Origin of the sequence: Streptomyces lydicamycinicus (assembly GCF_000829715.2) — a bacterium.
GTDB lineage: Bacteria > Actinomycetota > Actinomycetes > Streptomycetales > Streptomycetaceae > Streptomyces > Streptomyces lydicamycinicus.
This window is the reverse complement of the sequence record NZ_BBNO01000006.1, coordinates 304,419-316,699: the sequence shown is the minus strand read 5'-3', so window position 1 is coordinate 316,699 and position 12,281 is coordinate 304,419. Positions and strand designations below refer to the sequence as shown.

The window sequence follows — 12,281 nt, the reverse complement described above, 5'->3', positions numbered from 1 at the left end:
GGTGTGCCCTTCGTCCGATGACCCGTCACGCCACGCTGCCGAGCCGGGGCCCGCTCGGTGCGCGCGAGGTCGTGTCACGGTACCGCCGTCCCGGCCGGCGGGCCTGCGGTACCCCGTGTCAGTGCCCCGGCCGCACCAGGATCACCCCGCCGCACAGCGCCAGCGCCAGGGTGCAGCCGACCAGCAGCAGCGCGGTCCGCGGGGGCAGGCCCGGCGGGCGGCCCGTGGCCATCGCCCGCATCCGGCGGTGGGCCAGGGCCATGAAGGCCACCCACAGCAGCCCCATCAGCACCGCCAGCATCACCTCGACCGCTCCCGGGGCATCGCTCCGCAGCAGCTGGCGGCCGGCCAGTACCGCCATCGCGGTGGCCGACAGCGTGGTGCGCCGCCAGGCCAGCCGGGTCCGCTCCGGCTGGAGCCCGGGGTCCCGGTCGGGAGCCGGGCGCGGCGACCCCGCGTCCGGCGGCTGTCCGCTCGCCATCGCCTAGTCGGTCCGGCCCAGCAGCACCAGCACGACCATCGCCACCGCCAGCACGCCGACGCCCAGTGCCAGCGCGCTGGGGAAGCGGGTGACCGGCAGATCCTCACCGCGCCGCATCGCGCGCTCACAGCGCACCCAGTGGTTGACCGCCCGCAGCGCACACAGCGCACCGCCCACCAGCAGGACGACGGTGAAAATCAGCCGTAGCCCCTCGTGCAGCCGGGGCAGGAACTGGTCCACCGCGAACCCGCCGCCGACCAGCGCCAGACCGGTCCGCAGCCAGGCGAGAAAGGTGCGCTCATTGGCGAGCGAGAAGCGGTAGTCGGGGGTCGCCCCCTCCTCGTGGACCCGCGCGGGCGAGACCCACAGCCGTACGGCCGCGCGGAGCGACCGCAGCCCGTCGGTGAGGATCATGGCCGGCACCCCGGCCCGCGGCCCGTCCCGTACACCGGGGGCATCAGATCTCCCCCGCCTCCCGCCGGGCGAGCACCTGCCGGTACGCGGCCATCCCGTCCGGCGTCCACGGCCACTCGTCGAGCCGCCGGCTCAGCTCCTCCTCGGTCAGGAACGCGGACCAGTCGATCTCCGACTCCTGCGGGGCGACCGGCAGGGTGCAGCGCACCTGGTAGACCGCGGACCACCAGGTGTGCTCGGCCGTCTCGTAGAGGAACTTGAACAGCGGCTCGGGCTGCGCCAGCCCCCGCACGCCCAGCTCCTCCTCGGCCTCCCGCAGCGCCGCCTGGTCATAGGTCTCGCCGGCGCCGACCACCCCGCCCACGAACATGTCGTAGTGCGCCGGGAAGACGAGCTTCTGCGGAGTGCGGCGGTGCACGAAGATCCGGTCCTCGGCGTCCCGGACCAGGACGAAGGCGGAGCGGGTGCGCATCCTGCGGGCGTAGGTCTCACCGCGGGGGGCCTGCCCCACGACCTGATCGTTCTCGTCGACGACGTCGAGGATCTCGTCCGCGTTGAGCGGTTGCTGATCGGTCATGGAGCCATGCAATCACCAGGGGAGGGGGCCGCACCCGCCGGGGCCGGGCGCGAACGGCGGGCCCGGCCGGGGGGAGCGGGACGCGAGGAAGGCCCGTACGAGGGAGTCACACAGGGCCGGACGGGGGAGTGGCGGCGGGAGGCGCGACACGACGGCCGGGGGCCGCGCGCGGCGCGAAGGGGCGGGTCAGTGCGGCTGGAGCTCCCGGGCGTTCTCCCGCTGCCCGGCGCCCGGCGGCATCGCCGGGTGGCTGCCGATCAGCACGATGCCCGCGACGACGGCCATGATCCCGATCACCTCCGTGGCCAGCGCCCCGGGCGTCACCCGCAGCTGGTCGCCGAGGAACCCCACCCCGCAGAGAATTCCGGCCAGCGGCTGGGCGGCGGTCAGCGCCGGCAGCGACAGCCGCAGCGGCGCCGACTCGAAGGCGCTCTGCACGAACACCAGCGCCAGCACCCCGAGCACGATGATGGCGTACGGCTGCCAGCTGGTGAGCAGCCCCGACCAGCCGCCGGCCCCGAAGCGCTCACCGCTGATCCGGGTCAGCGCGTCCTGGAGTCCGTAGAGCAGTCCCGCGGCGATGCCCAGGAGTGCGGCCTCCAGGCTCACATGCACCCGCTCCCGCTTGGCGATCGCCGCCAGCAGCAGGGCGGCGCCCAGCACCATGCCCATGATCAGCCACTGCCACATCGGGTCGGCGTTGCTGCGCCCGCCCTGGGGGCGCCCGGCCACGATGAAGGCCGTCACCCCGCCCGCCAGCAGCCACAGCCCGGCCCAGCCGCTGCGGCCGAGCCGCTGCCGGGTCAGCCGTCGGGACAGCGCCATCGCGAACAGCAGATTGGTCGCGAGCAGGGGCTCCACGAGGGTGATGTCGCCCATCCCCAGCGCCACCGCGCCGAGCGCCATCCCGGCCACCATCAGACCGATACCGGCCACCCACAGCGGCATCCGCACCAGGTCCAGCAGCAGACGGAAGGAGAGGAAGTCCTTCATCGGGGCGTGTTGCGCCGCGGCCTGCTGAAACACGAAACCGAGTCCCAGGCAGCAGGCCGCGCCAAGGGCGAGCAATATCACCGTCACGTCGCACCTCGTATCGCGCGGGGTGGGGGGATGCGCCTGAGGATAGTCATCCGGCGTCGGGCGTGGGGTGGCCCTCGTCACCCCCATTCTCCCGCGTGCCCCGGTGTACCACCCGGTAACTCCATGGTTGACGCGGCAGTCGGGTGCGCTGAGGATCGTTCCACCGTTGCGGCCGGGGCGCCCGGCGTGCCCCGTTGAGGAGAGCAGAGATGGCGTACGACGCTGATGTGATCGTGATCGGAGCGGGGCTCGCGGGCCTGGCGGCCACCGCGGAGCTGGTGGACGCGGGACGCAAGGTGATCCTGCTCGACCAGGAGCCCGAGCAGTCCCTCGGCGGACAGGCCCACTGGTCCTTCGGCGGTCTCTTCCTGGTCGACTCGCCCGAGCAGCGCCGGCTGCGGATCCGCGACAGCCACGCGCTGGCCTGGCAGGACTGGCTGGGCACGGCCGGCTTCGACCGGCCCGAGGATCACTGGCCGCGCAAATGGGCCGAGGCCTATGTCGACTTCGCGGCCGGGGAGAAACGCTCCTGGCTGCACCGGCAGGGCGTACGGCTGTTCCCCGTCGTCGGCTGGGCCGAGCGCGGCGGCTACGACGCGACCGGGCACGGCAACTCCGTCCCCCGCTTCCACATCACCTGGGGCACCGGGCCCGGTCTGGTCGCCCCGTTCGAGCGCCGGGTACGGGCCGGGGTGGCCCGTGGCCTGGTGGAGCTGCGCTTCCGCCACCGGGTGACCGGGCTGTCGCAGAGCGCGGGGAGCGTGGACACCGTCAGCGGCGAGATTCTGGAGCCGTCGGCCGTCGAGCGCGGCCGGCCCAGCAGCCGCGAGGTGGCCGGTGCCTTCGAGCTGCGGGCGCAGGCCGTGATCGTCACCTCGGGCGGTATCGGCGGCAATCACGAGCTGGTGCGTGCCCACTGGCCGAAGCGGCTCGGCAGGCCCCCGAAGCGGATGCTGTCCGGGGTCCCGGCGCATGTCGACGGCAAGATGCTGGGCATCGCCGAGGCGGCCGGCGGCCGGATCATCAACCGTGACCGGATGTGGCACTACACCGAAGGCATCGACAACTGGAACCCCATCTGGCCGCTGCACGGCATCCGGATCCTGTCCGGCCCGTCCCCGCTGTGGCTGGACGCCCGCGGCAAACGGCTGCCGGTGCCGCTGTTCCCCGGCTTCGACACCCTCGGGACGCTGGCGCACATCATGCGGACCGGCCACGACCACACCTGGTTCGTGCTCACCCAGAAGATCATCGAGAAGGAGTTCACCCTCTCCGGCTCCGAGCAGAACCCGGATCTGACCGGAAAGAGCATCCGGGACGTGCTGGGCCGGGCGAGGGCCGGTGCGCCGGGCCCGGTGCGGGCCTTCATGGACCACGGTGCGGACTTCATCGTCGAGCGGTCGCTGACGGACCTGGTGCGGCGGATGAACGAGCTGACCGAAGAGCCGCTGATCGCGGAGGACGCGCTGCGCGGCGAGATCGTCGCGCGTGACCGCGAGATCGCCCACCCCTTCACCAAGGACCTCCAGGTGACGGCGATACGCGGGGCCCGCAAGTACCTCGGCGACCGGCTGATCCGCACCGCCGCCCCGCACCGGCTGCTCGACCCCAAGGCGGGCCCGCTGATCGCCGTACGGCTGAACATCCTCACCCGCAAGACGCTCGGCGGCCTGGAGACCGACCTCTCCTCGCGGGTGCTGGCCGACGGCGGCGCACCCCTGCCGGGCGTGTACGCGGCGGGGGAGGCGGCCGGGTTCGGCGGCGGCGGGGTGCACGGCTACCGCTCGCTGGAGGGCACCTTCCTCGGCGGCTGCCTCTTCTCCGGACGTACGGCGGGGCGGGCGGCGGCGCGGGCGGTGGCCTGACGAGGAACGGAAGGCGGGAGACGGGATCGGGGACGCGGGGACGGGGACGCGGAGACGGGCGGCGGCGCCGGACGCGGTGCGCGGTCCGTCGGCCTTCCGTTGGCGGTCCGCTCAATACCGTGATACGGAAAGGGGGTTGGCGGATCCAGCCATTCCCCTTCCCGCCTTGACGCGGAGCTCTGCGTAGCGCTTTGCTTTGCGTGATGACTGGTGCGGACCAAGCCATCACCCTCTGTAGAGGCGCGTACGGATCCGGTCCCTCCCCACTGAGGGCGACTCAGGGGGTTGTTCGGGGCCGGTGCGGCGCGTCATGGAGCCCCTGACCCGTGATTTCCATTTCCCCATCCCCACCGCCGCAGCTCGCACCCGCCCGCTGCCCGGGCGGCCCGGTGCTCGCCCCGGCCCTGGACGACGCCCAACTGTCCCTCGCCGCCGACGCCCTGGCGCTCGGCCAGTGGGCCCGGGTGCGCAGCCTGCTCGCCGAGACCGGCGAGGACTGGGATCTGCGCGGCCACCGATTAACTGTCCTGGCCACCTCACCCGGCAGCGCCGCCTGGGCCGGTGACTGGCGGCTCGCCGAACCGGACAGCGGTGACGCCGCCACCCTCCTGGCCCTCGCCACCGTCCGGCTCGCGCTGCACGGCGAGAGCAGCGCCGAGGCCGCCGCCGACGCCTGTGCCACCGCCGCCCGGATGCTGCCCGAGGACCCCACGCCCTGGCTCGGCGCGCTCATCCTCGCCCGCCGCACCGGCACTCCGGAGGCCCGGGCCCACGCCTTCCAGCAGATCCGCGCCCGCCACCGCGACCACCATCACGCGCATCACCTGATGACGGCCGCCCTGGCCGAGGAGCATCCCGGCGCCCGCGAGGACCCCCGGCACCCGGCCCATGCCTTCGCGGCCCGCGCCGCGGCCCGCGCCCCCGCCGACTCGCCGCTCGCCCTCCTGCCCCTCGTGGCCCACACCGAGCGCTACCGCGTGCTGGCCGCCGCGGGCCCGGCGCCCCGCCCGGACCGGGGCCACTGGTCCACCCGGCGCGCCCACCAGATCCTGCGGGACGCCTTCGACTGGTGGCTGGAATGGGGCGGAGAGGACCATCCCCGCGGCAAGGTCGATCTCAACTTCCTCGCCCATGCCACCTTCCACGAGGGGTGGATGGCCGAGGCCGCCGCCCTCTTCCAGCGCATCGGCCCGCACCCCACCCGGGCCCCGTGGTCGTACGCGGGCCGCGACGCCGACGCCGCGTTCCGGGCCGCCCGGGACACCGCCCTGCGCCGGGCCGGGGACATCACCGTGCCGTGCCCCCGGGGACGCCGATGACGAAAGTCTGACGCCGGGGCCCGGGGTCTGGCCCCGGCGCCCGCCCGGTGTTCGAATCGAAGCATGACCAGGGACGACAGGCCGGACCGCGCGGCGGGCGGCGGCAGGGACGGGCAGGGCGCCCCCGTGGGCCGTCGGGTGGTGCTCGGCATGCTCGCGGCCGGCGCCGCCGGAGTGGCCACGGCCCCCTTCCTCCAGCGTGCCTACGACAGCGCCCTCGGCGGCGCCGCGCAGAAGGACCCCACCGGCCTGACCGGTCTGCTCCCGGGCGGCGGCGGCTTCCGCTACTACTCGGTGACCGGCTCCGTACCGGAGAAGGACGCGCACAGCTACCGGCTGACGGTCGACGGCCTGGTGCGCCACCGTGCCGGCTACCGCCTGGCCGACCTGCGGCGGATGCCGCAGACCCGGCTCGTGCGCGATGTCCAGTGCGTCACCGGCTGGCGGGTGCCCGGCACCCCCTTCGAAGGGGTTCGCCTCTCGGCCCTGCTCGACGCCGCGGGGGTCCGTCCCGAGGCCAGGGCCGTCCGCTTCACCTGCTTCGACGGCGCCTACAGCGAGTCGCTCACCCTCGAACAGGCCCGCCGCGACGACGTCCTGGTCGCCCTGCGGATGCAGGACCAACCACTCGCCCATGCGCACGGCGGTCCGGTACGCCTCTATGTCGCGCCCATGTACTTCTACAAGTCGGCGAAGTGGCTCTCCGGGATCACCGTCACCGACCGGGTCGAGCCCGGATACTGGGAGGACCGCGGATATGACGTCGACGCCTGGGTCGGCCGGTCGAACGGACGCGACGATGCCCCCACGACCTGACGACCCCTCGGAGCCGGTCACCGAGCGCCCCCGCGTCCCCCGCTTCACCCCCGCGGAACACCGGGTGCACCGGGCCACCGCCACCCTGATGGCCCTCTGCGTCCTCACCGCAGGCTGTCTCTACCTCCCCTTCCTGGCCGAACTCGTCGGGCGCCGCGCCCTGATGGTGACCGTCCACGAGTGGTCCGGCATCCTGCTGCCCGTCCCCCTGCTGCTGGGCCTCGGCTCCCGTGCGCTGCGCGCCGACCTCACCCGCCTCAACCGCTACGGTCCGCACGACCGCCAGTGGTTGCGCGCCGCACTCCGCCGCCGGGACGGCCGGCCGGCCGGAAAGTTCAACGCCGGCCAGAAGCTCTACGCCGCCTGGATCGCCGGCGCGATCCTCGTGATGCTCGGGACCGGCCTGTTGATGTGGTTCACGGAACTCGCCCCCTTGGTGTGGCGGACCGGCGCCACCTTCGTCCATGACTGGCTCGCGCTCGCCGTGGTCCTGGTGATCGCCGGACACGTCTGGAAGGCCTTCGGCGACCCCGAGTCCCGCCGCGGGCTGCGCACCGGGTCGGTCGATGCCCAATGGGCCCGGCGCGAGCATCCGTTGTGGGAGCACGAGGACAACACGCGGTAGAGCGCGGCGAGTTGCAGAGAACTCTTCGCAGAGAACCCTGTGCAGAGGAGTCTCTGCAACTCTAGGCTGTCGGCCCATGAGCGACGCCCCTGAGCCGAACCGGCCGCAGCCGCCGTCCGCCACCCCTCCCGTGCGCCGGATGGACGCCCGCAGTCTGCGCGGTCTGGCGCATCCCCTGCGGATGCGCATCCTGGACCTGCTGGCCCTCGACGGCCCGGACACCGCCACCGGACTCGGCCGCCGCCTCGGCGAGAACACCGGCACGGTCAGCTGGCATCTGCGCCACCTCGCCGATCACGGCTTCATCGAGGAGGAGACCGGCCGCGGCACCCGTCGCGAGCGCTGGTGGCGGGCGGTGCGGGTGGCCCGCCGCCTCGACACCAACGACTTCCGCGACGACCCGGACAGTCAGGGCGCCCTCTCGGTCTATCTGCACGAAACCGTCCACCGGGACTTCGGCCAGGTCACCACCTACCTCGCCGAGGAATGGGGCGCGGAGTGGCGCGACGCCGGGACCCTCTCCCGCTGGCCGGACCTGCGTCTGACGCCCAGCCAACTGGCGGCACTGAACGCGGAGTTGGAGGCCGTGGTCGTCCGGCACCGGGAGGCGGCGGCCGGCGGCGGGGCGGCCCGGGACGAGGCGGCGCCGGATGCGGGGGAGGCCCGGCCCGTGATCGTCCAGCTCCAGTCCTTCCCCCGGAAAGAGCGGGACGAGCGATGAGCGGTCTGCTGCGCCGCCACCGTGACTTCCGGCTGCTGTGGTGCGGGGAGACGGCGGGCAAATTCGGAGCGGCGGTCAGTGCGGTGTCGATGCCGCTGGTGGCCGTCGCCACCCTGCACGCCACCACCTTCGAGGTCGCACTGATCGGCGCCTGCGGCTGGCTGCCCTGGCTGCTGATCGGCCTCCCGGTCGGGGTGTGGGTGGACCGGCTGCGCCGCCGCCCGCTGATGCTGGCCGCCGCGGGGAGCTCGATGGTGCTCTTCGCCGCCGTACCGGTCCTGGCCCGGACCGGCGGGCTCACGCTCGGTCTGCTGATCGCCGTGGCCCTGCTGACCGGCGGCTCGGCGGTGCTGTTCCAGACCGCGTACAGCGCCTACCTCCCCACCCTGCTCGCCCCGGCCGACCAGGCCGAGGGCAACGCCAAGCTGCACGGCAGTGCCTCCGCGGCCCAGATCGCCGGGCAGGGGGCGGGCGGCCTCATCGCCCAACTGGCGGGCGCCGTCAACGGGTTGTTCGCCCATGCCGCCACCTTCCTCGTCGCGCTGCTGTGCCTGCTCGGCATCCGGTACCGCGAACCCCGCCCGACGGGCCGGGAGGGCGCGCCGCGGTCGCTGACCGGGGAGGTCGCCGAGGGGCTGCGGCTGGTCGCCGGTGACCCGTGGTTCCGTACGCTCACGCTCTTCGGCGCCGCCTCCAACCTCGCACTGATGGGATATCAGTCCCTCACGGCGGTCTTCCTGGTCCGCGAGGTCGGGCTGCCGCCCGGCGCGGTCGGCGGGCTGCTGGCGCTGGCGAGTACGGGCGGTATCGCGGGCGCCTTCGTGGTGCGCCGCACCGCCGGCCGGCTCGGCACCGCCCGCGCCATGCTGCTGTGCGAACTCGGCGTCCCCAGCGCGGCGTTGCTCATCCCGCTCACCTCCCCGGGCGCCGGGGCGCTGCTCTACGTGGCGGGCGGCTTCGGCGTCTGCGCGGGAGTGGTGGCCGGCAACATCCTCAAGGTGAGCTTCCAGCAGAGCTACTGTCCGCCGCCGCTGCTCGGCCGGCTGGTCGCCAGCAGTGCGTTCCTCAACTACGGCACCCTGCCCCTGGGTGCGCTGCTCGGCGGCGCGCTCGGCTCCGCCCTGGGCGTTCGCACCGCGATGTGGATCATGACCGCCGGGGTGCCGCTGGCTGCCCTGATCCTGCTCTTCTCGCCGGTCCGGACGGTCCGCGACCTGCCGGTGCGCCCGGCGGAGCAGGAGCCCGGCGGGCCCGGCCCCGGGGCGGCGGAGCGGGACGGGGCGCCGGCGCACCGCTGAGGCGGCGCCGGGGCGCCGTACGCTCATGCCGCGGGCGGCTCCGCCGGTGCCTCCGCCGCCGGCAGTTCGACCTCGAAGCGGCAGCCCGCCCCGGTGTTCCGTACCGTCGCCCGGCCCTCATGGGCCGCCACGATGCCGCGGACGATGGCCAGGCCCAGCCCGGCGCCGCCCTTGCCGTCCGCCCGTGGGGTGCGGGCCGTACTGCCGCGCCAGCCGGTGTCGAAGACCCGCGGCAGATCCTCCGGCGGGATGCCGCCACAGCCGTCCTCGACCGCGAGCACCACCCGGCCCTCCTCGTGCCGGGCGCTGACCGCGACGGTGCCGTCGGCGGGCGTGGCGCGGATCGCGTTGACCAGCAGATTGCCCAGGACCCGGGTGATCTGCTGGGCGTCCACCCGCACCGGCAGCGGTACCACGCCGCCGTCCACCAGCCGCACCCCGCTCGCCCGCGCCAGCGGCCCGGCCCCGGCGAGGGCCTCGTCCACCAGGTCGTACACCGACACCCGCGACAGTGTCAGGGCCAGCGCCCCGGCCTGGATACGGGACAGTTCGAAGAGGTCGTCCACCATCGCGGCCAGCCGGTCCACCTCGATCCGCATCCGTGCGTGATAGCGCGCGGTGTCCTCGGCGACCCCGTCCTCCAGCGCCTCGGCCATCGCCCGCAGCCCGGCGAGCGGAGTGCGCAGATCGTGCGAGATCCCGGCGATCAGCTCGCGCCGGGAGGCATCCAGCGCCCGTTCCCGCTCCCGCGCCTCGGCGAGCCGCCCGCTGGTCTCCTCCAACGCGCGTGACAGCGCGGCCAGTTCGGCCGTGGGCGGTTCGGCGGGCGCCACGAAGCCGCCCTCGCTGCCGACCGTACGGGCCGAGCGCGCCAGCTCCCGGCTGCCCGCCGCGATCCGCCGCCCGAAGAGCAGCGCCGCCGCCAGCGACACCACCCCGGAGACGGCCACCACGGCCATCACCACACCCAGGTCGTGCCCGGACAGAAACATCGCCTGGGCGACCGCGACCGTCCCCGCCGCCATCGCGGCCACCGCCAGCGCCGCCACCGCGAACAGCGACAGTGCGACCGAGCGCCGCCGCAACGCCCGTACCGCGGGCGCGGCGAGCAGCCCCGCCAGCGCCGCGCCGAGCGCCGCCAGCGCCACGATGACCAGGAAGTCCGTCATGGGCGCAGGTCCCCTCCCGGCAGTGGCCCGTCCTCCGGCGGCGGCTCGTCCGCGGGGTCGAAGCGGTAACCGGCGCCCCAGACCGTCGTCACCAGCCGTGGCGCCGCCGGATCCGCCTCGATCTTCTCGCGCAGCCGCCGTACGTGCACGGTCACCGTCGACAGATCGCCGAACTCCCAGCCCCAGACCCGGTGCAGCAACTCCTCCCGGGAGAAGACTCGCCCGGGGTGGCGCATGAAGTGCAGCAACAGATCGAACTCCCGTGCCGTCAGGGTGAGTTCACGGCCCGCCCGGATCGCGCGCCGGCCGCCCGGGTCCGCGCTCAGGTCGCCGGCCCGCAGAATCTGCGCCGGGGCGGCGGCCGGCGGCGGGGCCTCGGCCCTGCGCAGTACGGACCCGATGCGCAGCACCAGCTCACGCGGGCTGAAGGGCTTGGTGACATAGTCGTCGGCGCCCATCTCCAGTCCGGCGATACGGTCCGCCTCCTCGCCGCGCGCGGTGAGCATCACCACCGGCACCGAAGGCCCCTCCTCATGGCGGCGCAGCCTGCGGCACACCTCCAGACCGTCCAGCCCCGGCAGCATCAGGTCCAGCACGATCAGATGCGGGCGGAAGGACGCGGCGCGGTCCAGGGCGGCGAAGCCGTCGGCGGCGTGGTCGGTCGCGTATCCGGCCCGGGAGAGATAGCCGGTGACGACCTCGGCGACGGTCGGATCGTCCTCGACGACCAGGACGCGGCGGGGCGCTGCGGACGGGGACGGCGGGTGGGGCGTGGTTCGGTGCACGGGATCAGCGTGCCATCGCGTCGAGGTCCGCGGCACCGAAGGAGACGGAGAACCGCTTGCACCACACCACGGCGCTGTGGAACCGGGACAGGTCGGTACCGGAGGCGACGGCGTAGTTCTGATTGCCCTGGTTGCCCTTGAGCCTGCCCAGCTCCACGGCCCCGTCCCCGAGCCCCTTCTCGGCCCCGGCGGCGCTGCGGGTCGACAGATAGACGCGTACGTCCGGGCCCTCGGAGGTCTTGAGGCCCTCCAGCCGCAGCACCCGCGAGCCGTCGGCGAGCCCCAGGGTGCGGGCCGTGCCGCTGGTGTCGTGCTCGTGGGAGACGAAGCGGCCACGGGCCAGCTCCTTGTCGCCGGCGCCCGTCTTGGCGGCGGGGGCGGAGGCTGCGGGCCCGGCCGAGGGCAGTGACTCGTTCACGGTGGTGGTCGTGAACGCCCGCCACGGCTGGAAGAGGTAGAGCGCGAACGCTGCGACCAGAGCGAGGACCAGCAGGGCCGGGATGACGGTGCGGCGGGTCAGCGAGATCTTCATGCCCCCAGAAAACCCGGGTGAGCGCCCGTCGCGCGCGCCGCGGACGGGTTCCGTAAGGCTCCGGTAATCAGTACCGGGGCGGGGTGCCGGGAGGGGTGGGCCGGGGCGTACCGCCGGTGCGCCTGGCCCCTCAGTTCTCCAGCGCCTCGCGCACCCGCCGCGACACCGTGAAGGCGTACAGGTCCAGCACGCCGGGCGGCTCGGCCAGCCCCGGTCCGCCTGCGCGGATCCACGCCGCGATGTCCGCCAGCGCCTCGTCGTCGTTGACCAGCCCCAGCCAGACGGGGCGTCCGCCGGCCGCCCGGCCCGCGGCCGACGGCTGGACCACGACCACGTTCGCCTGGTCGCAGACGTCCAGGCACTCCGAGGCGCGCACCGGCGCCGCGCCGTCGAGCGCCGCGCGCAGGCGGGGTATCTGCCCGGTGTGGTCGACACCCGGGATCTTGGCCGCGTCGCCGCAGCAGCAGCCGCGGCATACGGTGACCCGGCACGGGGCTGCGGTGGCGGTCCGTCCGGCAGGCTTATTGCTCACCGATTCATGCTACGTGGGCCGTTGACGGCGCCCGACGCCGGGAGAGGAACCCGGCTCCCAGGGGGAG

Annotated in this window: 14 protein-coding genes; 6 read left to right on the top strand and 8 right to left on the bottom strand. The window is 74.2% G+C overall.

Annotated features, from left to right (window positions below; all coding sequences use genetic code 11):
• Window positions 1-118: 118 nt before the first annotated feature.
• The 4 genes from TU31_RS21840 to TU31_RS21825 form a co-directional block, all read right to left on the bottom strand.
• Entirely contained in the window at window positions 119-481 is a 363-nt protein-coding gene (locus TU31_RS21840) for a DUF202 domain-containing protein (RefSeq protein ID WP_042157267.1), read from the bottom strand.
• Window positions 482-484: 3 nt separating this feature from the next.
• Complete coding sequence (locus tag TU31_RS21835; RefSeq protein ID WP_042157265.1) at window positions 485-895, bottom strand: YidH family protein; 411 nt, start codon at window positions 893-895, stop codon at window positions 485-487.
• Window positions 896-938: 43 nt separating this feature from the next.
• Window positions 939-1,472, bottom strand: coding sequence for an NUDIX hydrolase (locus TU31_RS21830; protein WP_042157262.1), 534 nt, complete (start codon window positions 1,470-1,472; stop codon window positions 939-941).
• A gap of 186 nt (window positions 1,473-1,658) precedes the next feature.
• Window positions 1,659-2,552 carry a DMT family transporter gene (locus TU31_RS21825; RefSeq protein ID WP_042157259.1) on the bottom strand — a complete coding sequence of 298 codons (894 nt, stop codon included), beginning with the start codon at window positions 2,550-2,552 and terminating at the stop codon, window positions 1,659-1,661.
• A gap of 209 nt (window positions 2,553-2,761) precedes the next feature.
• On the opposite strand from TU31_RS21825, the gene TU31_RS21820 reads away from it, so the two are divergent.
• From TU31_RS21820 to TU31_RS21795, 6 genes are all read left to right on the top strand, one after another.
• The gene (locus TU31_RS21820; RefSeq protein ID WP_042157256.1) at window positions 2,762-4,417 is read left to right on the top strand and encodes an FAD-binding dehydrogenase; all 1,656 of its coding nucleotides are present in this window, start codon (window positions 2,762-2,764) and stop codon (window positions 4,415-4,417) included.
• A 335-nt stretch (window positions 4,418-4,752) separates the two neighbouring features.
• The gene (locus TU31_RS21815) at window positions 4,753-5,736 is read left to right on the top strand and encodes a hypothetical protein (protein ID WP_063770817.1); all 984 of its coding nucleotides are present in this window, start codon (window positions 4,753-4,755) and stop codon (window positions 5,734-5,736) included.
• A 63-nt stretch (window positions 5,737-5,799) separates the two neighbouring features.
• Window positions 5,800-6,552, top strand: coding sequence for a molybdopterin-dependent oxidoreductase (locus TU31_RS21810; RefSeq protein WP_042157254.1), 753 nt, complete (start codon window positions 5,800-5,802; stop codon window positions 6,550-6,552).
• On the top strand, window positions 6,536-7,177 hold the full coding sequence (locus tag TU31_RS21805; protein ID WP_042157251.1) for a cytochrome b/b6 domain-containing protein: 642 nt from the start codon (window positions 6,536-6,538) through the stop codon (window positions 7,175-7,177). The genes TU31_RS21810 and TU31_RS21805 overlap by 17 nt, the downstream gene beginning before the upstream one ends.
• A gap of 139 nt (window positions 7,178-7,316) precedes the next feature.
• Window positions 7,317-7,898 (top strand): winged helix-turn-helix domain-containing protein, encoded by a 582-nt coding sequence (locus tag TU31_RS21800; protein ID WP_245698633.1) that lies wholly within the window; start codon window positions 7,317-7,319, stop codon window positions 7,896-7,898.
• The gene (locus TU31_RS21795) at window positions 7,895-9,196 is read left to right on the top strand and encodes an MFS transporter (protein WP_042157247.1); all 1,302 of its coding nucleotides are present in this window, start codon (window positions 7,895-7,897) and stop codon (window positions 9,194-9,196) included. Before TU31_RS21800 ends, TU31_RS21795 begins: the two co-directional genes overlap by 4 nt.
• A 23-nt stretch (window positions 9,197-9,219) precedes the next feature.
• Here TU31_RS21795 and TU31_RS21790 read toward each other — a convergent pair whose 3' ends face one another.
• The 4 genes from TU31_RS21790 to TU31_RS21775 form a co-directional block, all read right to left on the bottom strand.
• Window positions 9,220-10,365, bottom strand: a complete 1,146-nt coding sequence (locus tag TU31_RS21790) for a sensor histidine kinase (RefSeq protein WP_042157245.1) — start codon at window positions 10,363-10,365, stop codon at window positions 9,220-9,222.
• Window positions 10,362-11,150, bottom strand: a complete 789-nt coding sequence (locus TU31_RS21785) for a response regulator transcription factor (protein WP_042157243.1) — start codon at window positions 11,148-11,150, stop codon at window positions 10,362-10,364. Before TU31_RS21785 ends, TU31_RS21790 begins: the two co-directional genes overlap by 4 nt.
• 4 nt (window positions 11,151-11,154) lie before the next feature.
• On the bottom strand, window positions 11,155-11,682 hold the full coding sequence (locus TU31_RS21780) for a DM13 domain-containing protein (RefSeq protein WP_042157241.1): 528 nt from the start codon (window positions 11,680-11,682) through the stop codon (window positions 11,155-11,157).
• 130 nt (window positions 11,683-11,812) lie between these two features.
• Window positions 11,813-12,214 carry a hypothetical protein gene (locus tag TU31_RS21775; RefSeq protein WP_042157239.1) on the bottom strand — a complete coding sequence of 134 codons (402 nt, stop codon included), beginning with the start codon at window positions 12,212-12,214 and terminating at the stop codon, window positions 11,813-11,815.
• Between the last annotated feature and the right edge of the window lie 67 nt (window positions 12,215-12,281).

What these genes read in the sequence shown, in the direction of transcription:
- TU31_RS21840 (WP_042157267.1), bottom strand. Translation starts at nt 481, where the DNA reads ATGGCGAGCGGACAGCCGCCGGACGCGGGGTCGCCGCGCCCGGCTCCC.
- TU31_RS21835 (WP_042157265.1), bottom strand. Translation starts at nt 895, where the DNA reads ATGATCCTCACCGACGGGCTGCGGTCGCTCCGCGCGGCCGTACGGCTG.
- TU31_RS21830 (WP_042157262.1), bottom strand. Translation starts at nt 1,472, where the DNA reads ATGACCGATCAGCAACCGCTCAACGCGGACGAGATCCTCGACGTCGTC.
- TU31_RS21820 (WP_042157256.1), top strand. Translation starts at nt 2,762, where the DNA reads ATGGCGTACGACGCTGATGTGATCGTGATCGGAGCGGGGCTCGCGGGC.
- TU31_RS21810 (WP_042157254.1), top strand. Translation starts at nt 5,800, where the DNA reads ATGACCAGGGACGACAGGCCGGACCGCGCGGCGGGCGGCGGCAGGGAC.
- TU31_RS21805 (WP_042157251.1), top strand. Translation starts at nt 6,536, where the DNA reads ATGCCCCCACGACCTGACGACCCCTCGGAGCCGGTCACCGAGCGCCCC.
- TU31_RS21800 (WP_245698633.1), top strand. Translation starts at nt 7,317, where the DNA reads ATGGACGCCCGCAGTCTGCGCGGTCTGGCGCATCCCCTGCGGATGCGC.
- TU31_RS21795 (WP_042157247.1), top strand. Translation starts at nt 7,895, where the DNA reads ATGAGCGGTCTGCTGCGCCGCCACCGTGACTTCCGGCTGCTGTGGTGC.
- TU31_RS21790 (WP_042157245.1), bottom strand. Translation starts at nt 10,365, where the DNA reads ATGACGGACTTCCTGGTCATCGTGGCGCTGGCGGCGCTCGGCGCGGCG.
- TU31_RS21780 (WP_042157241.1), bottom strand. Translation starts at nt 11,682, where the DNA reads ATGAAGATCTCGCTGACCCGCCGCACCGTCATCCCGGCCCTGCTGGTC.